The sequence below is a fragment of the Janthinobacterium lyxosi genome (assembly GCF_051380665.1).
Classification (GTDB): Bacteria; Pseudomonadota; Gammaproteobacteria; order Burkholderiales; family Burkholderiaceae_D; genus Janthinobacterium.
On record NZ_JBNYXM010000038.1, the window covers coordinates 24,383 to 44,891 of the forward strand.

14 protein-coding genes and 3 pseudogenes are annotated in these 20,509 nt (G+C 60.8%); 9 read left to right on the plus strand and 8 right to left on the minus strand.

The annotated features are described in order from the left end of the window. Nucleotides 1-451: 451 nt before the first annotated feature. A complete protein-coding gene (locus ACQ4WP_RS25660; RefSeq protein ID WP_436525582.1) occupies nt 452-1,477 on the minus strand; it encodes a LacI family DNA-binding transcriptional regulator in 1,026 nt (341 codons plus the stop codon). Between the two features lie 207 nt (nt 1,478-1,684). Here ACQ4WP_RS25660 and ACQ4WP_RS25665 point away from each other — a divergent pair. From ACQ4WP_RS25665 to ACQ4WP_RS25680, 4 genes and pseudogenes are all read left to right on the plus strand, one after another. Continuing rightward, nucleotides 1,685-2,923, plus strand: a pseudogene (locus tag ACQ4WP_RS25665) (malic enzyme-like NAD(P)-binding protein); the annotation flags it as partial. Between the two features lie 251 nt (nt 2,924-3,174). After that, nucleotides 3,175-4,386 carry an O-antigen ligase family protein gene (locus ACQ4WP_RS25670; RefSeq protein WP_436525584.1) on the plus strand — a complete coding sequence of 404 codons (1,212 nt, stop codon included), beginning with the start codon at nt 3,175-3,177 and terminating at the stop codon, nt 4,384-4,386. Nucleotides 4,387-4,437: 51 nt separating this feature from the next. After that, the gene (gene msbA / locus ACQ4WP_RS25675) at nt 4,438-6,171 is read left to right on the plus strand and encodes a lipid A export permease/ATP-binding protein MsbA (RefSeq protein WP_436525586.1); all 1,734 of its coding nucleotides are present in this window, start codon (nt 4,438-4,440) and stop codon (nt 6,169-6,171) included. Nucleotides 6,172-6,206: 35 nt separating this feature from the next. After that, entirely contained in the window at nt 6,207-7,307 is a 1,101-nt protein-coding gene (locus tag ACQ4WP_RS25680) for a glycosyltransferase family 9 protein (RefSeq protein ID WP_436525588.1), read from the plus strand. A gap of 14 nt (nt 7,308-7,321) precedes the next feature. Here ACQ4WP_RS25680 and ACQ4WP_RS25685 read toward each other — a convergent pair whose 3' ends face one another. From ACQ4WP_RS25685 to ACQ4WP_RS25700, 4 genes are all read right to left on the minus strand, one after another. Next, nucleotides 7,322-7,933, minus strand: a complete 612-nt coding sequence (locus ACQ4WP_RS25685; RefSeq protein WP_436525590.1) for a response regulator transcription factor — start codon at nt 7,931-7,933, stop codon at nt 7,322-7,324. Next, nucleotides 7,920-9,515: an ATP-binding protein gene (locus tag ACQ4WP_RS25690; RefSeq protein ID WP_436525592.1), complete on the minus strand. Its 1,596-nt coding sequence runs from the start codon at nt 9,513-9,515 to the stop codon at nt 7,920-7,922. Before ACQ4WP_RS25690 ends, ACQ4WP_RS25685 begins: the two co-directional genes overlap by 14 nt. Before the next feature lie 112 nt (nt 9,516-9,627). Then, nucleotides 9,628-11,016: an ATP-binding protein gene (locus ACQ4WP_RS25695; protein WP_436525594.1), complete on the minus strand. Its 1,389-nt coding sequence runs from the start codon at nt 11,014-11,016 to the stop codon at nt 9,628-9,630. Further along, entirely contained in the window at nt 11,013-11,699 is a 687-nt protein-coding gene (locus ACQ4WP_RS25700) for a response regulator (protein ID WP_436525596.1), read from the minus strand. Before ACQ4WP_RS25700 ends, ACQ4WP_RS25695 begins: the two co-directional genes overlap by 4 nt. 157 nt (nt 11,700-11,856) lie before the next feature. Between ACQ4WP_RS25700 and ACQ4WP_RS25705 the strand changes: the two genes are divergently transcribed. The 4 genes from ACQ4WP_RS25705 (at nt 11,857) to ACQ4WP_RS25720 (ending at nt 14,713) form a co-directional block, all read left to right on the plus strand. Continuing rightward, nucleotides 11,857-12,678, plus strand: a complete 822-nt coding sequence (locus ACQ4WP_RS25705; protein ID WP_436525598.1) for a MipA/OmpV family protein — start codon at nt 11,857-11,859, stop codon at nt 12,676-12,678. Between the two features lie 88 nt (nt 12,679-12,766). Further along, nucleotides 12,767-13,321 carry a universal stress protein gene (locus ACQ4WP_RS25710; RefSeq protein ID WP_436525600.1) on the plus strand — a complete coding sequence of 185 codons (555 nt, stop codon included), beginning with the start codon at nt 12,767-12,769 and terminating at the stop codon, nt 13,319-13,321. Between the two features lie 46 nt (nt 13,322-13,367). Beyond that, nucleotides 13,368-14,363, plus strand: coding sequence for a VirK/YbjX family protein (locus tag ACQ4WP_RS25715; protein ID WP_436525602.1), 996 nt, complete (start codon nt 13,368-13,370; stop codon nt 14,361-14,363). Between the two features lie 119 nt (nt 14,364-14,482). Then, nucleotides 14,483-14,713, plus strand: a complete 231-nt coding sequence (locus tag ACQ4WP_RS25720) for a DUF6139 family protein (RefSeq protein WP_436475555.1) — start codon at nt 14,483-14,485, stop codon at nt 14,711-14,713. 65 nt (nt 14,714-14,778) lie between these two features. Here the strand turns inward: ACQ4WP_RS25720 and dnaE are convergent, their stop codons facing one another. Next, nucleotides 14,779-18,318 carry a DNA polymerase III subunit alpha gene (gene dnaE, locus ACQ4WP_RS25725; RefSeq protein WP_436525604.1) on the minus strand — a complete coding sequence of 1,180 codons (3,540 nt, stop codon included), beginning with the start codon at nt 18,316-18,318 and terminating at the stop codon, nt 14,779-14,781. 137 nt (nt 18,319-18,455) lie between these two features. Between dnaE and ACQ4WP_RS25730 the strand changes: the two genes are divergently transcribed. Continuing rightward, a complete protein-coding gene (locus ACQ4WP_RS25730) occupies nt 18,456-19,349 on the plus strand; it encodes a sulfurtransferase (RefSeq protein ID WP_436525606.1) in 894 nt (297 codons plus the stop codon). A gap of 144 nt (nt 19,350-19,493) precedes the next feature. Here the strand turns inward: ACQ4WP_RS25730 and ACQ4WP_RS25735 are convergent. Further along, nucleotides 19,494-20,385, minus strand: a pseudogene (locus ACQ4WP_RS25735) (integrase core domain-containing protein); the annotation flags it as partial. Nucleotides 20,386-20,387: 2 nt separating this feature from the next. After that, nucleotides 20,388-20,509 (minus strand): annotated as a pseudogene (locus ACQ4WP_RS25740) (IS481 family transposase); the annotation flags it as partial.

Here is a 20,509-nt window from a genome sequence, read left to right on the forward strand (position 1 = left end):
CCATGCCTGGCGGGAGCCGGACGGTGCGACGCCTTTGGTGCGCGTGCCAGGCGAAAAGAGAAAGCGGCGTGGTCCGACGCCCGCGTACAGCGTCGTCAGCGGAAAGCGTACTTGATTCAGTATTGGCTGGCGCCGATGGCTCAGTTTCTAAAGATCGGCCAAGTGCAGCCTGACAGTATCAACAAGTTGGCGACGCTGAACACGAGGAGCGCCAGGCGAATCTTGCGGGGAGACGGTGTTTTCAATTTATTTCCTTGGTCAAGCGAGATTGAGCGCGGATAACCATCGTTGAACCGGCCGATATGGCCGATATGGCCGATATGGCCGATATGGCCGGCAATGCCAGGCCAACGATAACGTCGGGCATTTCACTATAGCAGGTGGCGCAGGACGATCCCGCATGTAACCATGTGTTCGCCAGTGAAATGGCAAACAGGGGAGCGGATGAGGTTCAAGCGCGCGGCGGTGCCGTCGATTCGCGCACCACCAATTCCGGCTTCAGGCGCACGTCGAGCACCGCGGAATCGGGCGAGGCTATGGTTTGCAGGATCAGCCGCGCCGCCTCGGTGCCGATGCCGTGGTGGCGGATGCGGATGGTAGTCAGGGGCGGACGGATCATGTCCATGTAGGGCATGTCGTTGTGGCCCACCACGGAGATATCCTCGGGGCAGTTCAAGCCCAGTTCGCGGATGGCATCGTAGCAGCCGATGGCCACCAGGTCGCTGCCCGTCACCACGGCCGTCGTCTGCGGCGACTGGCGCAGGAGCGCCAGCAGGGCTGCCTTGCCGCATTCGCGCGAATAGCCGCTGCTTTCAAAAACGAAGGCTTGCGAGGGGTCGAGTTCGCTGGCCTGGATGGCGGCCAGGAAACCGAGGCGGCGCACGTGGCCCGTGGAAAGGTTTTCCGGCCCAGCAATGTGCGCGATATGGCGGTGGCCCAGCGCCAGCAAGTGCTCCACGGCCAGGCGCATGCCGACCACGTCGTCGCTGACGACGCAGGAAGCGACGCCCGTCTCGTCGCTGCGGTTGACGGTGACGACGGGCACATTCTGATCGATGCACATCTTGATGACGGGATCGTGGCGGCGCGCCGTGGCCAGGATCAGGCCATCGACCTGCTGCCCCAGCAGGCGGTTGATGACGAACAGCTGCTCTTCCTCGTCGGCGCCCACGTTGGCGACAATGGCCAGGTAGCCATGCTTGCGCAAGCCTTCCTCGATACCCAGCAGTATCGGTGGAAACACAGCGTTGGTAATGTCGGGCAAGACCACGCCGATGATGCGCGACTTGCGCGTGACCAGGGTGGAGGCGGCGCGGTTGGGCCGGTAACCGAGCCGCCCCGCTTCAGCCAGCACGCGCGCAGCCACCTCGACGCTGACCATTTGCCGCGTTTCCGGATTCATCACGCGCGAGACGGTGGAAAAGTGCACACCACTGGCCCGTGCAACGTCGCTTAAGGTGGGGTTCTTGTTTGTCATGGGCTTCCCGGATCACAATACAGTGATTTTATCGTAAAAATTCCTCTTCCCGTTAAAAACCGAGCAAACGCTTGCATTGAAATAAAGCCATTTTCCAAAGCGGTTTTGATCGACTTCCCCTCAAATGAGCCTTGACAGCGTGCAAACGCTTGCATAACATGACCCGGATTGACCACTCGGGCCCTGTATGCCCTTCCCAGAATTCTTATGTCTACTTCCCACAGCAAGCACGCCGACCAGAATGGCGAAACTTTCAACTTGAAAGAAGCCGCCCTCGCCTATCACGCCGAACCCCGCGCAGGCAAGATTTCCGTCACGCCAACCAAACCGCTGGGCGACGCCCGCGCCCTGACCCTGGCGTACTCGCCGGGCGTGGCCTTCGCTTGCGAAGCCATCGTCGAAGATCCCCGCACGGCCGGCATCTACACCTCGCGCAGCAACCTGGTGGCCGTGATCACGAATGGCACGGCGGTGCTGGGCCTGGGCGATATCGGCCCGCTGGCCAGCAAACCGGTGATGGAAGGCAAAGCTTGCCTGTTCAAGCAATTTGCCGACGTCGACGTGTTCGATATCGAACTGGCCGAGAACGATCCCGACCTGTTCATCGACACCGTGGTGCGCATGGAGCCGACCTTCGGCGGCATCAACCTGGAAGACATCAAGGCGCCGGACTGCTTCTATATCGAACAACAGTTGCGCAAGCGCATGAACATTCCCGTCTTCCACGACGACCAGCATGGCACGGCCATCATCGTCGCGGCCGGCATCCTGAACGGCCTGGAACTGGTGGGCAAGGATATCGGCAACGTCAAAGTGGCAGTCTCGGGCGCTGGCGCGGCGTCGATTGCCTGCCTGGACTTGCTGGTCTCGCTGGGCCTGAACAAATCGCTGCTGAAGGTATGCGACAGCCAGGGCGTGATCTATCCGGGCCGAGATGCCAGCATGGAAGAGAACAAGGCGCGCTACGCGAATGACACGAGCGACCGCGACCTGGCCGATGCCATGGTCGGCGCCGACATCTTCATCGGTGTCTCGAAGGGCGGCGTGGTCAGCGCGCAAATGGTCGAATCGATGGCCGCCAAGCCGCTGATCTTCGCCCTGGCCAATCCGCATCCGGAAATCGCCCCGGAAAAAGTGCATGCCGTGCGCGACGACGCCATCGTGGCCACGGGCCGCTCGGATTACCCGAACCAGATCAACAACGTGCTGTGCTTCCCGTACATCTTCCGCGGCGCGCTCGACGTGGGCGCCACCACCATCAACGAAGAGATGAAGCTGGCCTGCGTGCGCGCCATCGCCGCGCTGGCCAAGGAACCACTGCCGGGCCACACCACCAGCGCCCTGACGCCGCTGCAACTGATTCCATCGCCGTTCGACGAGCGCCTGCGCAGCTGGGTCGCGCCTGCCGTGTCGCAAGCAGCCATCGCTACCGGCGTGGCCACCCGCGTGCCAGCCAGCGCCTGAGACGCATGACGGGCCTTGCGGCCTTGGCAAAATAACAGCAAGTTACCATTGCTTACAAAAAAACCATGGCTAAACACCATGGTTTTTTTCATTATCCCCTTGAAACCACCCATACAGTTGCCAAATAGTAAATTTCAGGAGGCGTTTTTGCCATCGCCTTCGATTACAATGACGCCTACTTTATGTTGCTACAGTTGCCATAATGGCGACGACGTGCGTTACCAAGGATATTCATGCTCGGCCTGACCTCTGTTTGTGTTTTTCTCTTTTCGGCATTGGCGCTGGCTGTCAACAGCGGATATTCCCTTGGTGCACTGGTGCTGCTGCTGGCCAGCAGCTGGCTGCTATGGAAACGCCCCCGCCTGAACCTGCAACGCCAGGACTATCTGCTGCTGGGCACCCTGCTGCTGTACTTCTTCATTTTTACCGCCAACATGCTGTACCACGCCGATCCGGCCCGTGAACTCGACATTCCGCTGCGTGCACTGCTGGCCGCGCCAGTGCTGCTGCTGCTGCTGGCATACCCGCCCCGGCCAGAGGCCTGGTGGAGCGGCCTGGCCATCGGTGCCATCAGTGGTGCGGCTCTGGCTTTCTGGCAATTTCTCGCACTCGATATGTACCGCCCGCAAGCGGCAACCAGCAATGCCATCCACTATGGCAATGTCAGCATGCTGCTTGGCATGCTAGCCCTATGTGGCCTGGGGTGGGCACGTGAGCAGAGCCGTCGCCTGGCATGGAACCTGCTACTGCTAGCCGGCGGCCTGTCCGGCATTCTGGGATCCGTCATCAGCGGTAGCCGCAGCGGTTGGCTGGTGTTACCCGTCTGTGGCTGCCTTTTTTCATATTATTATTCGAAGGGCCGCGGCGCACGCTATCTGGCCGCTCTGCTCGGTGCACTGCTGGCGGCGTTCATACTTGCCTACACACTTCCCAACTCCCCCGTGCCCCAGCGCGTGGCAGTGGCTGTCAATGACATCAAACAGTTCCAGGACAGCGACAATGTGACCACGTCCATTGGCCAGCGCATGGAAATGTGGCGCACCGCATGGTCCTTATCAAGTAACCATATCTGGCTCGGCATGGGGCGCAACGGTTATTTGGCTGCAAAGCAACAGATGGCAGACGAAGGCAAAATGGATAAAGTCATCAAAAACCATACCAACGCCCACAACGACTACCTCGATGCCCTGGTCAAGCGCGGCATTATCGGTGTCTTGGCCTTGCTGGCACTCTTCTTCGTTCCATTGGCCCTGTTTGCCCGCGCCCTGCGCCACGATGCCGCGCCAGCGCAGCCATATGCGCTGGCAGGCGTAGTACTGTGCACCTGTTATATGATTTTTGGCCTGACAACGAGTTCGCTCACCCTGAATATCGGCATCATCATGCTGGTCTTCCCGATGGTGATATTGTGGTCTCTGCTGCGCCATCAAAAGTGCACTACCTGAGCTCGTTTTCCGCCTGACCGTTTTTGCTATCTCCTGCAAGGAACCCTACCGATGCTCACGCCCGACCTGAAGCGCCTCACCGCGCTGCACGCGCCGTATAAAAAACATCTGGCCCTGGCTCTGCTGGCGATGGTCGTCACGGCAGCCACGGAACCACTGTTGCCGTATGCACTCAAGCTGCTGCTCGACAATGGCTTTGGTGGCAAGATCGATTTTTCCTTCTGGCTGGTGCCGCTAATCGTCATCGGTATCTTTGCCATGCGCGGCGCATCGACGTTTGCCAGCAGTTACCTGATGAGCTATGTCTCCACGCGCATCCTCAACGAATTGCGGCGCCGGATGTTTGCCAGCATGCTGAACTTGCCCATCGACTTCTACAACACGCATACGGTTGGCAAAGTCATCAATTCCATCATGTTCGAAGTGCAGCAGATCATTGAAATGGTGACCAAGGTGTTTACCTCGATCGTGCGCTCCTCGCTGACCGTGCTGGGACTGCTGGCGTGGCTGCTATACCTGAACTGGGTGCTGACTCTGGTCACCCTGGTGCTGCTGCCTCTGCTGACCATCGTCGTGCGCACCACGGGCAAGCGCCTGAAAAAACTCAACCGCGACTCGCTGGCCGTCAATGCCGAGCTGACCCAGGTCATCGAGGAAACCACGCGCGCGCAGCAAGTGATCAAGATCTTCGGCGGCCAGGACTACGAAAAGGCGCGCTTCGAAGAACGCGCCGAACAATTGCGACGCTACAGCATGCGCATGACGACGACCTTTTCCGCCACCGTGCCCATCACGCAGGTGATCACGGCCGCCGCCGTGGCCCTGGTCATCGTGATGGCCCTGTTCCAGTCGGAACAGGGGCAAATCACGGTCGGTGGCTTCGTTTCCTTCATCACGGCCATGCTGATGCTGCTGACGCCCTTGAAGCAACTGGCCGAAGTCAACGGCCCCCTGCAGCGCGGCATGGCCGCCGCCGAGGAAGTCTTCCAGCTGATCGACAAGACACCGGAACGCACGGGCGGCAAGCCGCTCGCTGGCCGCAGCAAAGGCCGCATCGAGTTCAAGGACGTGAGCTTTGCCTACCCCGGACATCAGGAACCGGCCCTGCGACACATCGATCTGAGCATCGCGCCAGGACAAACGGTCGCCTTTGTCGGCATGTCCGGTGGCGGCAAATCGACCCTGGTCAGCCTGCTACCCGGCTTTTACTCGGCCAGCAGTGGTGAAATCTTGCTCGATGGGCAGAATATCGATGCCATCGCCCTGACGAGCCTGCGCAGCCAGATCGCCATGGTCAGTCAGCAGGTGGTGTTGTTCGACGATACCCTGGCCGCCAATATCGCGTATGGCGATGCAGCCCCGGATCGACAGCGCGTCGAAGCGGCGGCGGCCGCCGCCTTCCTGTCTGACGTCATCGATGGCTTGCCCGACGGCCTGGAAACGCGCCTGGGCGACAACGGCTCGCGCCTGTCCGGTGGTCAGCGCCAGCGCGTGGCTATCGCCCGCGCCATTTACAAGGATGCGCCCATCCTGATTCTCGATGAAGCCACCTCGGCACTGGATACGGAGGCGGAACGGGCCGTACAAGCGGCACTGGAGCACCTGATGCAAGGTAAAACTACATTGGTTATTGCTCATCGGCTATCAACAATTGAACGTGCGGACCGTATCGTGGTATTGTCACACGGGAAAATAATGGAAACCGGCAATCACCAGCAATTATTGGCTGCCAACGGCGCGTATGCCAATCTGCATCGCCTGCAATTTTCCCAGCAAGTGCTTTGACACCATCGAATGAATACCTGAAATCGTACTGATACATGACGCCTTTGATTCCCGCCGAACTTCTACAAAAGTCGGACAAAATTCTTTTCATCGCCCATCTGGCGCTGGGAGACTTTACCTACCTGCAAAACGGTTTCCGCGCCTTTGCCGCGGCCTATCCCCACATTCAGATCCACCTGTGGGTCGATGAAGTGCGGCGCACGTCCGACGCCAGACAATGGGAAGGCTTGCGCACCTATTCGCTGTACGACTGGGTCGAACAGTCGGGCCTGTTCTCCAAGGTTTACCGCAAGACCTACAGCCCAGCGCTCTACGAAGCATCCTTGCGCGAAGCACAGGCGGAGCAGTATCCTGTCGTCGTGTCGCTGGCCCACGTACGGCCGCAGCAATATGCGGATCTTGCCCGCGCGATCAGCCCGAACGGGCTGGTGATCGGCACGCGCAAGCCGTTCAGCCCGTTACGCCCCTGGCATTACCTGGCCTACCGCAAGATCGATGCGGTCCTGGCGTCGTATGCGGGTCAGGATGCCGGCGAGCACCATATCAGCAGCGTGTATGCGGACTGGTTCCATCAATTGACGGGGCTCGACATTCCTGTCGCAGAACGCTATCCCTTCGTGCACATTCCCGAACTCGCGTTGCAACAGGCGCAGGAACAGTTGAGCGCCTGGGGCTTTGCCCCGCGCCAGGGTCCGCTCGTACTCCTGAATCCGTTCGCCAAATCGCACAAGCGCAGCTGGCCGCTGGAGCGCATTGCCGAGCTGATCGCACGCATGCAAACGATGCCCGAATGGCAGAACGCCTGCTTCCTGATCAATGCCATGCCGCAGGAACTGGCCAAGGTGAATGCCGTCGTGCAGACGCGTGGCTTGCCGCGCACGCAGGCCTTCAGTGCGGTCGACAACTTTTTCCAGCTGCCGGCCATGCTGGCGCAATGCGACCTGATTATTTCGGTGGAAACGTCGATCATGCACCTGGCGAACGCCGTGCATGTGCCCGTGGTGGCATTGATGCGCAAGAAAAATCCCGAATGGGCCCCCTTCGACAGTGCCAACAGCACCGTCATCACGGTGGCGCGGCGCAGCGACTGGGTCAAGGCGATTTCAGTCGATCAGGTATTGAAAACCATCGCCTAGAGAATCTTTAACGGTTAGCCGGTGCCCAGCATGCTGATGCGCACCAGGTCAGCCACATTATCGACCCCAAGCTTGTCCATCAGGCGTGCCTTGTGCACTTCCACCGTGCGCACGGAAATGCCCAGCAGCGGTGCGATATCGCGGTTGTGCTGGCCCGTCACCACCAGGTGCATCACTTCCCGCTCGCGCGGCGTCAACGCGCGCAGCAAGGCTTGTCCCTCCACCTGGCGCAGCAACTGGCCGCGCGCACGTGCCTCGCGCGAAAACGCTTCATCGATGGCTGCCAGCAACTTGTCGTGGTCAAATGGTTTTTCCAGGAAATCGCTGGCCTGTGCCTTGAATGCCTGGCGTGCCAGGGCGACGTCGCCGTGTCCCGTGATAATAATGACGGGCAACATGCACCCCAGCTCCAGCAAGCGGCGCTGCAGACTCAGGCCATCCATGCCCGACATGCGGATATCGATCAGCAGACAGCCGGCCCACTCGGGCCGCCAGCCGTGCAGGAAATCCTCGCCGCAGGAAAACAGGGCCGTGCGATAGCCGCGTATGCCCAACAGCAAACCCAGCGCATCGCGCACGGCGGGATCGTCATCCACGATAAACACCGTCAAATTACTTGTCACCATGCTCTCCTGTAGCGGCCGCACTGGCGCGCGCCAGGGGCAGGATAAAACGAAAAATACCATGCCTGCCCACTTCGGCCCATAGCTGGCCGCCATGCGCTTCGACTATGGTGCGGCTGAGAACCAGCCCCAGCCCCAGGCCGCTGGCCTTGGTCGAGACAAACGGTTCGAACAGGCGTGCCGCCAGGCTATTGGAAATGCCGGGCCCGCTATCTTCCACGGACAGTCGCAACCGCCCGCCTTCGAGCCGCTCGGCCGACACCGTGATGCGGCGCTGGCCGCGCGGCTGGCCCATTACCGCATCCTGCGCATTGGCCAATAAATTACGCAGCACCAGCTCGATCTGCAGGCGATCGGCGTTGACGGCCAGCGGCGACGGTGGCGCCAGCACCAGCTCGATGCCATGCTCATGGAACAGCGGCGTGAACTGGCGCGCCATGCCCTCGATCAAGGCGCTCGCCTCCACCGCTTCAAGCTGCATCGCGCCCGTGCGGAAAAAGTCGCGCAGGCGACGCACCACGTCTGCGGCGCGTCCCGATTCGACGATCATATGCCCCACTGCGCCCTGCAACAAGGCGCCAGTCTCTCCCCGTTCCAGCAGGTATTCACACGCCTTGCCATAGGTCGACAAGGCCGTCAGCGGCTGGTTCAGCTCATGCGCGAGAGCGGCCGCCATCTCGCCGGCCGCCGCCAGGCGCATCGTGTGCTTCAGTTCGTCGGCCACCTGGCGCATTTCATCGACGACGATGCCGATAAAAAATCCCACCAGCGCCAGCACGGCATCGAGCGGTTGCAATTCATAAAACTGGATATCGACCGCATTCGTCCATTTCACCAGGGTAATGATGCATAACTGCAATACAAACACGGCCAGCACGGCACCATGCAGACCCTGGCGCGAGGCGGCCCAGATCACGGGGAGAAACAGGAAATAGAAATGCTTGTATTCGGAACGCACGATGGAACCGAAGAGGCTCCACAGCACGAAGCTGGCGAGGGCCAGATACGCCAGGGTTTCCCAGCGCCAGACGGCAGCATGCAGGCGCTCCCGCCCGCGCTCGCTGAACAGCACCCAGATCAGCGGCATCGACACCAGCATGCCTACCGTGTCGCCAATGCCGAAACGCCATACTGCCGTCCCCCATTCGCCGGCCGGGATGCGCCCCGTCAGCGACAACAAGGAAATATAGCCGAGCGCATTGAGCACGGTACCCAACAGCACGACGGCGACCCAGGTGCCCAGGCGGCGCCGGTTATCGAAGATATCGCTGCTGCTGAAACTGCGACGCAAGACTGCGCCGATACCACCATAGCCGAGCACCAGCCACGCCGAGCAGAGCAAGGTCAGGGGCAGACCTGCCGGCATGCCGCGTACCAGCACCTCGCCAGCCAGCAAAGCGATAAACCACGGCAGCGCCGCCTTACGGCCGTGGATCAGCCAAAACACCAGGCCCAGCGCGGGATCTGGATTCCAGGGGGTGATGTTCAGCCCGTACATCGGGTCGATATAGGTCGCCCAGTCAAACAGCAGATACAGGCCGACAAAGGCGGGATACGGCAGATAGCGGGACAGGAATGGGCGCATAACGGTGTTTTTTGACTGTCCTGCATTATGCATCGCAGGCGTGCGCCACGCCATGCCATCTTGCGTTATGGACACACATCTTCATGCCATATCACGAAGTCCGCCAGCACACTCAGGCATCGGCCAACGGCAACCTGACCTCCACCAGCAAGCCCAGGCCGCCATTACCGCTGTGCAACTGAATCGTGCCGCCATGCTGGCGCACGACGGAAGCGACGATGGACAAGCCCAGGCCACTGCCCGGCTGCGCCTGCTGCGGCGCGCGGAAAAAGCGGTCGAACACGCGCGCATACAGCGCCGGCGCGATGCCCGGTCCCTGATCGGCCACATGCAACACGGCCTGGCCCCGCTCCGCATGCAGCGACACCGTCACGCTGCTGCCGCGCGGGCTGTACTTGATGGCGTTTTCCACCAGATTGTCGATCAGCGAAACCAGGCTCTCGCGCTGTCCGGGCACGCTGAGCGAGACGCTGGCTTGCAACTCGAGCTCGATATCCCCCGCCTGGGCCAGGCCGGACAGGGCCGCCAGCCGGTCTTGCAGCAAGGTATCGAGCGCCTGCCGCCGCGGCAGCTCGCCAGCACCGGCCTGCACTTCGCTGCGCGTCAGCTGCAGCAGCTGGCCCACCAGGCGCGCGGCCCGGTTGCCACTGTTCAAGATACCATCCAGCAGCTCTTGCTGGCGTGCATCATGCGCCTGGCCCTGCAAGGCCTCGACATTCACGCGCATGGCCGCCAGCGGCGTGCGCAGCTCATGCGTAGCGTCGGCGATGAAGCTGCGTTCACGCGCGGCACTGGCATCGACCCGCTGCAGCAGGGCGTTGATATTGTCGACCAGTGCCGCCAGTTCGCCATGCGGCGGCTTGAACGCCAGCGGACGCAAATCCTGCGGCCCGCGCGCCGCTACCTCCTGCGCCACCTTGCGCCACGGGCGCATCGCAAGGCGGATCGACAGCCAGGCCGGCACCAGCAAGAACGGCAGGCTGATCAGCAGCGGCAGCAGGTAATAGCCATGTGAATTGATCGTGATGAAAAACTGCCAGGGGCCGCCCACCTCCAGCACCGTCACGCGCGTGGCCCCCTCGGTCAGGCTGCGGCTGCGCCAGGCCTGTCCCTTGATATACACCACTTCCATCTGCTCGGGGCCGGCGCTGCGGATACCGCTGGGCGCATCGGGCGACTTGTAGACCAGCGTGCCCTCGCGCCAGACAAGGATGCGCGGCGCCAGCTCCGGCACTTTCCCCATTTCAAACTCTTCGCGCAAGGCTTCGTCGATCGCGCGCAAGCTTTGCTCCTGGCGCTGCGGCTGCTCGGCCAGGTTATCGGCCACGCTGATAATGGCGTGCAGGACGCCGCGGGTCACATTGCTCGCTTCGCCCGTACCCTCGACCAGCACATACGCCACGGCCAGGCTCCACAACACGGTCAGCATCAGCATTTGTGCGATCATCAGGCGGCGCACCAGGGTAGGCCGGCGCAGCATGGCCCAGAAACGCCCCATCATGCGCCAGCACCCGGCGGGGTGGATGTTTCGCCTTGCTGGTCGATGACATAACCAACGCCGCGCACGGTACGGATATAGCCTTCGCCTATCTTGCGGCGCAGGTTACCCATATGCACATCCAGGGTATTGCTGGCATTGGCCAGCCCGCCGGGCAGGATATGTTCCTCCAGCACGCGGCGCGTGATGACGCGGTTGGCGCGCATCAGCAAGGTCTTCAGCAAGGCATATTCACTGGCGGTGAGCTCCACCGGCCGGCCGTGCACGCTGACACGGCGCGTGGGTACCTGCAGCAGCAGGCCGCGCAACTCGATGGTGTCGCCATCGAAGCCATAGCTGCGGCGCGCCAGGGCACGCACGCGCGACAGCAGCTCGGCCAGCACGAAGGGTTTCACCAGGTAATCGTCGGCGCCGCCGTCCAGGCCCCGCAGGCGCTGTTCCAGCGTGTCGCGGGCGCTGAGGATCAGCACCGGCAAGCGGGCCGCGCGCAGTCGGGCCAGCAAATCGAGTCCATCGCCATCGGGCAAGCCCAGGTCCAGCAGCACCAGCTCGCAACTGTCGTGCCCGATGCTGCGCGCCGCATCCTCCAGGCTGCGCACCCAAACCACTTGCATGCCCTGGTCGCGCAAGGCAATCCGCACGCCATTGCCCAGGTCCATATCATCTTCAATCAGCAGTATCTTCATGCAACATATTAAACCACCGCAAGCTGAAGAATGGGTAAAGACGGCGTCTTCATGCAACCTTCATGCAGCGCTCATTTTTCCTTCATGGCACAGGCCGATACTAGCCACAGTCAATCGAGCCACTCCGGACTCGGTTCTCCACCTGACGGAAAACTCCATGCACGCATCTACAACCCTGTTGACCTCGCTGGCACTGGCCTGCGGCCTGAGCTTGAACCCCCTGGCCGCCGCGGCAGCCGAACCGCCCCCGGAAAATGTCTTCACCATCGGCGGCGGCGTCGCCGCCGTGTCCAGCTATTCCGGCTCCGACAAGCTGTCGGCCTCGCCGCTGATCATCCTCGACTACGCCATGGCCAATGGCCTGTTCATCAGCACCTCGCGCGGTATCGGCTATGGCGGCCAGGCCGGCCCCCTCAGCTATAGCGCCGCACTGGGCTACCGCGGCAACCGCGAAGACCACAAGCGCACGGGCGTCAACGGTTTCGGCGGCAGCGATTACCTGAAAGGCATGGGTGAAGTCAAGGGCAACGCCAGCGCCCTGCTGAGCGCGGGCTATTCGCCCTTGCCGGGCCTGTCGCTGAGCGTTTCGAGCGACATCCCCCTGTCGAATCGCGAAAATGGCGCGAACGTGCATTTCGGCGCGACAGGCCAGATCTACGGCCGCGCCGATGCCAAAGGCGTGCAGCAAGACAGCGTGAGCATCGGCGGCCAGCTGGGCTGGGGCGAACGCAAGTACGTGCAGACCATGTATGGCGTGACGGCCACCCAGGCCGCAAATACTTCGTTCAAACAATACACGCCGAAGGGCGGTTTCTATGAAGCGCAGGCCACCGTCAACTGGGAGCACCGCTTCGATGCGCGCTGGGGCATTAATACCCTGGTCGGCGTCGAGCGCCGCATGGGCGACGCGGCCAAGAGCCCCATCGTGCAGCGCAAGACATCCCCGATCGGCGCCGTGTATGTCACCTACCGCTATTAAAACAGGACCGACATAAGGGAAACCCGTACGCTGTTTCGCCAATTTACAGGGGGGGATGGCATGGATAACATGACATGGTTTTCCGACTATGGTCATCCCTTCCATGCATGCATCGCGCCTTGCCCCGCAACCTCACCGCGCCCAGGACAGCGCCGCGGGCGCGTACGGCAAGCCGGGCCAGGATACCCTGCTGCTGCTCTTGCCAGTCAAGCGCGCCAGCGACATCGTCTACGGTGCGCGCTACCCCAGACGCTTGCAGGAATGGGGCATCAAAGTCAGCGTCTGCCTGCTGCACGTGACACCGGCGCCACCGCGCCGGGCCGATGGATTGCCCCGGCACAGCGCCAGCGACTGCCATGCGCTGGACCTGGCCACGCAGCAGATGATGCACGAGACGGGACTGTATCTGAACCGTTCGCAGCTCGCCTTCAGCACCCATATTTTTGCCGGCGAGCTACTTTTCACAATACTCGACACAGCTGAACTGCTGGGTTGCCACGAAGTTATCTTGCCCGCGCACAGGCACAGCGGCTGGCCCCGCCATTTTTCAGGCGGACTGGCCGGCAAGCTGGCGCGTAGCACCCGCAGCACCACCATCTTGCTGGCAAACCACGAGGGCGTCAGCAGCCCGGTACCCGTTTGAGCCAAAACAGCTTGGACGTTCTCTCTTTATCATGGACATGCGCACGATGATGCCAACTATTACCCTGTCTGACGGCTTGATGGCGATGCCGAACGGCATACGCCGCTGGCGCGAAATGTTCAAACTGCATCTGCGCGCCCGCCTGCAACAGCGCCAAACCCGCCTCTGGCTACAACTGCTGAACTCACATCCGGTTTTTCATGAGCTGATACAAGCCTATCCGCACATGATCCACAAGGTCTACCGGCCTTATGTGACCCTTACGCTGAATTGCCGCCAGCGCGTTGCATTGCTGATCGAGCACTACCACTTCATCTTGCAGCAAGGCTGGGGCAAGCTGATGAGCCAAGCGGCCCGCGGCCCCGTGCGCCTCGGCACGGTGCCGGGCAAGTCGGGCATGCCCTACCATCTGCAACTGTGTTCGCTGCACCCCATGGACCGCGAAGGCGAGATGGTGCTGCAACTGATGCATGACGATGACGTACTCTATTCGATCGCATTCTCTTTCTTCGGCTGCCCCCTGCGCGCCACCTTGGGCGTGAGCGTCGGCTGCCTGCAAGGCCCGAAGGGCCAGGAAAGCGCGCACCGCGTGCGTGAGGCAACGCGCGACCTGCACGGCATGCGTCCCAAGACGCTGATGGTGCGCCTGGTGCGCCAGCTGGGACACGAACACGGCTGCCGCAAGATGCTACTTGTCGGCAATATCAACCGCGCCGTGCACCACTCCGCCAAGAAAGGCCGTTTGTTCGCCGACTACAATGCGTTATGGCAAGAACTGGGAGCGCAAGCGCGCCAGGATGGCGATTTTGAGTTACCGTGCGAAGACCTGCCCTTGCCGGCACTGCAAGAAATTCCTTCAAAAAAACGCTCGGAAGCACGCAAACGCCACGAACTGACACTGGCCATGATCGCCAGCCTGCGTAGCGGTCTGGACGCCCATCGCAGCACGGTGCAGACCACCACGGCAGGCGCTACGGCCACCGTCAGCGAGGTACGGCAATCAGCCAGCCTCGACGACGACTACGCTTCCGCTATCGCCTGAACGTCCCTCCCTCTTGCGGCACACACTACAAACCGTACGCGGCACAATCCTGTTACGCTAGCGCTATCGGTACGCACTGCGGTGCGCCGGTTCCCCCAACGCTTACAAGGAGGCAAGTCATGCGCGTAGACATCTACCGCCGGGCCGAACACGACGGCATTTTTTCCTACCTCGCCGTGCCGGAAGGAAAGCTCATTCCTGAAGAAGTGACCAATACCGACTGGCAGCTCGAAGTACGCGCCAGCGAAGTGGCAGACGATGCCCAGGCCTTGCCCGACTACCATATCGAACAGCCACACCAGCAGATCGCCGCCAAAGGCTATGCGATCACGGGCCTGAAAGACATGTAAACGTCAAAAGCCAAACCCGATTCGCATCCGGTTTGGCTTTGGCGTAGTGTCTGCGCTGCTGCCGGTCAGTACTCGACCGCCACCTCTTGCGCTCCCAGCATTTGCTCCAGTGCCATCTGCAATTCATCCGATGGCGCCACTTTCCACTCGTCCCCAAACTGCAGCACGCAACTGACGCCTTGCGGGCTGACCCGCGCAGCGATCGGCAAGCCCGTCTCGGCCCGGTGCGGCATGATCACGTCACGGATGCGCTTGGCGTCCAGGGTAGCCGGCAAGGTCAAGCCCAGCTGGCGGCCATACTGCACGCGCGCGGCGATGATGTCGAAGGCGCTCTCGGCCGTGATGCGCAAGCCACCCGAAAAACGGTCTTCCGACACCTTGCCCACGACGGCGAGGAATTCATCTTCCTTGAAGATTTTCCTGTTGGCATCGAACAATTCGCCATACACCGTCACTTCCACCGTGCCGCTCTTGTCATCGAGCGTGACGATGAGGATCTTGCCGCGCTGCGTCATCTGCGTGCGCAAGCCCGTGATGACGCCGGCCATCATGCGCGGCTCGCGCGATGGCGACAATTCAGACAGTTTCGTGCGCGCAAAACGGCGCGCCTCGGGCGCATACGAATCGAACAGGTGGCCGGACAGGTAGAAGCCCAGGGCGATCTTTTCTTCCGTCAGGCGCTGTTTATCGGTCCACACGGGCACCTTGACGTACTCGGGCGGCGCCACCATGTCGCTGTCGTCGCCGCCGAACAGGCTTACCTGGTTCGCCGCCTTGGCGGCCTGGTCGGCGCATTCCATGGCGAAGGCCACGGACGCGAGCAGGATGGCGCGGTCGACCTTCAGGCAATCGAAGGCGCCGCTGCGGATCAAGGACTCGATGGTGCGACGGTTGATCTGCTTCTTATCCACGCGCTTGCAGAAATCGAACAGGCTGGTGAAGGGTCCGCCCGCCGTGCGCGCGGCGATGATGGCTTCGATGGCGTTCTGACCCGAGCCCTTCACGGCGCCCAGGCCATAGCGGATCTGCGTGACTTTCTTGCCGCTCACGGACGGTGCTGCGCCGCTCGGCGTGAAGCGGTAATCCGATTCGTTGATATCCGGCGGCAACAAGGTCAGCTTGCAGATTTCCAGCGAGTCTTCCACCAGGATCTTGATCTTGTCCGTGTCATCCATGGCCAGCGACAAGTTGGCGGCCATGAAGGCGGCCGTGTGGTGCGCTTTCAAATACGCCGTGTGGTACGACAGCAGAGCGTAGGCGGCGGCGTGCGATTTATTGAAACCGTAGCCGGCGAACTTTTCCATCAAGTCGAAGATCTCGTCGGCCTTTTCCGCCGTCAAGCCGTCTTTCGCCGCACCGGCACGGAAGATCTCGCGGTGCTCGGCCATTTCTTCAGCCTTCTTTTTACCCATGGCGCGGCGCAGCATGTCGGCGCCGCCCAGCGAGTAGCCGCCGACGATCTGCGCCATCTGCATCACCTGCTCCTGATACACCATGATGCCGTAGGTTTCGGACAGAATCGCTTCCGTGCGCGGATCGGGATAATCGAAGCGTTCGCCGTGCTTGCGTTTGCAAAAGTCGGGAATCAGGTCCATCGGGCCGGGACGGTACAAGGCCACGAGCGCGATAATGTCTTCGAAACGGTCGGGACGCGCGTCTTTCAGCATGCCCTGCATGCCGCGCGACTCCAGCTGGAACACGGCCACGGTCTTGGCCTTGGTCAACAGATCGTAGGACGGCTTGTCGTTCAGCGGCAAGGTGGCCAGGTCAAAGTTCGATTGCGCGGGATCGAGTTGCTTGATGTAGCGCACGGCGCGGTCGAGAATCGTCAGCGTGGTCAAGCCCAAAAAGTCGAACTTCACCAGGCCGACAGCTTCCACGTCATCCTTGTCGTACTGCGAGACGACGCCCGAGTCGCCACCCTGCGTGTACAGCGGGCAGAAATCCGTCAGCTTGCCCGGGGCGATCAGCACGCCCCCCGCGTGCATGCCGATATTGCGCGTGATGCCTTCGACCTGTTGCGCCAGGTCCAGCAGCTGCTTGACCTCTTCCTCGTTTTCCAGGCGCTCCTTGAGCAACGGCTCTTCCTCGATGGCGTCGGCGATCGACACGGGCTTGCCCGGCTTGAACGGAATCAGCTTGGAAATACCGTCGCAGAAGTTGTAGCCGAAGTCCATCACACGGCCCACGTCGCGGATCGCGCCCTTGGCCGCCATGGTACCGAAGGTGGCGATCTGCGAGACCGCCTCCTTGCCATACAAATCCTTGACGTGCTGGATGACCCGGTCGCGTCCTTCCTGGCAAAAGTCGATATCGAAGTCGGGCATCGAGACGCGTTCAGGATTCAGGAAGCGCTCGAACAGCAGGTTGTATTGCAGTGGGTCAAGATCGGTGATCAGCAGCGAATACGCCACCAGCGAACCGGCTCCCGAACCGCGGCCCGGGCCGACGGGCACGCCGTTTTCCTTGGCCCACTGGATAAACTCGGCCACGATGAGGAAGTAGCCGGGGAATTTCATATTGCAAATCGTGTCCGTCTCGAACTTCAGGCGCGACTCGTAGCGCGGACGCTCCTTTTCGCGCCGTTCCGGGTCCGGATACAGCTGGATCAGGCGTTTTTCCAGGCCGGCCTGCGATTCGGCAACGAGGAACTGGTCGATCGTCATGCCGGGCGGCGTGGGAAAGTTCGGCAGTTGCGGCTTGCCCAGGGTTAACGTCAAGTTACAGCGCTTGGCGATTTCCACGGAATTGGCCAGCGCGGCCGGCAAGTCGGCGAACAGTTCCGCCATGTCCGCCTGCGACAGGAAGCGCTGACTGTCATTAAAGCGTTTCACCCGCTTGGCGTTGGCCAGCATTTCGCCTTCGGCGATACAGGTGCGGGCTTCGTGGGCAATAAATTCCTCGGGGGAAATGAATTGCACGGGATGCGTGGCAACAACAGGCAAACCCAGCTTGGCCGCCAGGGCCACCGCATGGCGCACCTGCGCTTCCTGGTTGGCCTGGCCGCCGCGCTGGATCTCAACATAAAAATGCCCGGGGAAAATCTCGGCCCAGCGCTGGGCGTTGCGCTCGGCCAGGGCCAGGTTGCCATTCTCGATAGCGATGCCGACATCGCCGAAATGCGCGCCCGACAGGGCAATCAAGCCATTCGCCGCGTTTTCGCCCGGGTACAGATCATAGGTATTCGTCGCCAGCGCCTGCAGCCACTCAATGCGCAGCTCGGCACGCCCCTTGTACTGGTTGGTCAGCCAGGCCATCGACAGCAGTTCGCACAGTTGCAGATAGCCCATGCGGTTCTTCGCCAGCAACAGCAAACGCGACGGCTTTTCGCGGTTGTCGTCATTCGTGATCCACACGTCGACACCGACGATGGGCTTGATGCCCTTGCCGCGCGCTTCCTTGTAGAACTTGACCATGCCAAACAGGTTCGACAAGTCGGTGACGGCCAGCGCCACCTGCTTGTCCTTCGCCGCCGCCTTGACCACATCGTCGATGCGCACCAGGCCATCGACGATCGAGTACTCCGAGTGCACGCGCAAGTGGACGAAGGCAGGACCGGGCTGCATCGCTTGCTGTGAACCTGCCGGAGCGCCGGCCTCTTGCATTACCATTTCCATCCTGTGTACCGTTTCGTGCAAAATTCAATGGGGTCTATTCTACCGCGTCGCGGGTAAGGACCGGGTATCCTGGCTGGCCTGTCGGGCTTATAATATCGGCTGTTCAGTCTAAGCCGATCGCCATCATGCAAGCCATCACCCCAGCAACACCCGCCGTTTCCGCCACCGTCTGCCCGCTGGCCGCCACGTTTGTCAATATCGCCGCGTACAAATTCATTACGTTAGACGATACGGAAGTCATGCGTCCCTTGTATCAGGAGCAATGCCAGACACTGGGCCTGAAAGGTACGATCCTGCTGACGCCGGAAGGCATCAACATGTTCCTGTCCGGTACGCGCGAGCATATCGACAGCTTCCTCGCCTGGGTCCGCAGCGATGAGCGCCTGGCCGATCTGGAATGGAAGGAAAGCTTGTCGAATGAGCAATCACACAAGCGCATGCTGGTCAAGCTGAAAAAAGAAATCATCACCATGCGCATGCCGCTGATCAAGCCGGAACTCGGTCGCGCGCCGTCCGTCGACGCGCATACGCTCAGGCGCTGGCTCGACGCCGGCGTGGACGACGCTGGCAAACCCGTGGTCATGATGGAAACGCGCAATGCCTTTGAAGTGGACGTAGGCACGTTCAACAACACGCTTGATTACCGTATCGACAAGTTTACAGAATTCCCGGCCGTCGCCGCCGCGCACAAGGAAGAACTGGAAGGCAAGACGGTCGTCACCTTCTGCACGGGCGGCATCCGCTGCGAAAAGGCTGCCATCCACATGAAGGAAATCGGCTATGACAGCGTGTACCAGCTCGACGGCGGCATCCTGAAATATTTCGAGGAAGTGGGCGGCGAGCACTATACGGGCGACTGCTTCGTGTTCGACTACCGCACGGCGCTGAATCCGAAACTGGAACCGACGGAAACCGTACAATGTTTCGTCTGCCGCGCCGTCGTCACGCCGCGCCAGCAGTTGGCGCCGGAATACGTGTATGAGGTGTCATGCCCGCATTGCCATGAGAAAAAAGTATAACGCGCACTGCCAAAAAAAACACGGCTCTATGCTGTTCTGTCAGGGCCAGGGTATTAAAAATCCTTTATAAATAGATAGTTGCAGCAGGGTATTGTAAACAAAAGGGAAGTATTGTTTGCTTTTGAAGCAGGAGTAGGCATGAACCTAGGCATCAAGACCCGCCTGGTTATACACGCGCTTAACGAACGATTCAGGTTTCTTTTTCTGCCATTCCTTGAGTGCCTGAATCGGTGTCATATGGTTTAACGCGCGCTGCGGAATGCTGTTGTTGTAGATTTTCAGATAGCCGCGCAGCGTTGATTCGAGTTCGATGGCGTATGCGAATCTGGTTTGGTAGATGACCTCACTGATGCGTCCGTTGAAGCGCTCCAGCATGCCGTTTGTTTGCGGATGGCGTGGCGGGATGAAGCGATGTTCGATGTCCAGCTACTTGCAGGGGCAATCAACGACGTGGTGGCCAGAAGGGATCTGCTTGCCCTCGGCCCCCTTCTTCCTGCTGGTGTCGCGGTCGATGAATTGGCTGCCGTTGTCGGCCAACAGTTTGACGATGGTGACCGGACAGGCATTCTTTACATTGATGAGAAAGTCGGTGCTGCTGCTGTCGGACTGGTCGTCATAGATTTCCATGAAGACCCAGCGTGTGGCGCGCTCAATGGCCACGAACAGTTAGCGCCGCGACGACTCGTCTGACATCTGCGATAGGTACTTGATATCAATGTGGATGAAACCTGGCTCGTAGTCCTTGAAGGCCCTCTTCTTCGCCGGCGCGTCACTTTCCTGGGCCACCAGGTCGCTCAGTTGCGAGACTCCATGACGGCGCAGGCAGCGTCCCATACCGGCAGGAGACAACCGGATTGATGAACTCACGCGTGATGGCCAGCAGATCGTCGGTGGGCAACAATAGCGACGTGCGCGACTCGACGACGATGGCCTCCTACGCTGGCGTGAGCGTGGTGCACAAGGTCTCGGGGCGATAAGAGCGGTCTTCGGCGCTGTCGCGCCCCTACCACTTGCAGATGGTTTTCCGCGTAACGTTGTCTAAATGTCAAGACCCGCTTGGTTATAAACGCGTTTAACAAATAAATCCGGCTTCTTTGCCTGCCACTCTTTGAGCGCCTGGATGGGTGTCTGGTGGTGTAAGGCGCGCTGCGGGATATTGT

What these genes read in the sequence shown, in the direction of transcription:
- ACQ4WP_RS25680 (WP_436525588.1), top strand. Translation starts at nt 6,207, where the DNA reads ATGACGCCTTTGATTCCCGCCGAACTTCTACAAAAGTCGGACAAAATT.
- ACQ4WP_RS25730 (WP_436525606.1), top strand. Translation starts at nt 18,456, where the DNA reads ATGCAAGCCATCACCCCAGCAACACCCGCCGTTTCCGCCACCGTCTGC.
- ACQ4WP_RS25670 (WP_436525584.1), top strand. Translation starts at nt 3,175, where the DNA reads ATGCTCGGCCTGACCTCTGTTTGTGTTTTTCTCTTTTCGGCATTGGCG.
- ACQ4WP_RS25685 (WP_436525590.1), bottom strand. Translation starts at nt 7,933, where the DNA reads ATGGTGACAAGTAATTTGACGGTGTTTATCGTGGATGACGATCCCGCC.
- ACQ4WP_RS25660 (WP_436525582.1), bottom strand. Translation starts at nt 1,477, where the DNA reads ATGACAAACAAGAACCCCACCTTAAGCGACGTTGCACGGGCCAGTGGT.
- ACQ4WP_RS25700 (WP_436525596.1), bottom strand. Translation starts at nt 11,699, where the DNA reads ATGAAGATACTGCTGATTGAAGATGATATGGACCTGGGCAATGGCGTG.
- ACQ4WP_RS25720 (WP_436475555.1), top strand. Translation starts at nt 14,483, where the DNA reads ATGCGCGTAGACATCTACCGCCGGGCCGAACACGACGGCATTTTTTCC.
- ACQ4WP_RS25695 (WP_436525594.1), bottom strand. Translation starts at nt 11,016, where the DNA reads ATGATGGGGCGTTTCTGGGCCATGCTGCGCCGGCCTACCCTGGTGCGC.
- ACQ4WP_RS25705 (WP_436525598.1), top strand. Translation starts at nt 11,857, where the DNA reads ATGCACGCATCTACAACCCTGTTGACCTCGCTGGCACTGGCCTGCGGC.
- dnaE (WP_436525604.1), bottom strand. Translation starts at nt 18,318, where the DNA reads ATGCAAGAGGCCGGCGCTCCGGCAGGTTCACAGCAAGCGATGCAGCCC.
- ACQ4WP_RS25710 (WP_436525600.1), top strand. Translation starts at nt 12,767, where the DNA reads ATGGTCATCCCTTCCATGCATGCATCGCGCCTTGCCCCGCAACCTCAC.
- ACQ4WP_RS25690 (WP_436525592.1), bottom strand. Translation starts at nt 9,515, where the DNA reads ATGCGCCCATTCCTGTCCCGCTATCTGCCGTATCCCGCCTTTGTCGGC.
- ACQ4WP_RS25715 (WP_436525602.1), top strand. Translation starts at nt 13,368, where the DNA reads ATGATGCCAACTATTACCCTGTCTGACGGCTTGATGGCGATGCCGAAC.
- msbA (WP_436525586.1), top strand. Translation starts at nt 4,438, where the DNA reads ATGCTCACGCCCGACCTGAAGCGCCTCACCGCGCTGCACGCGCCGTAT.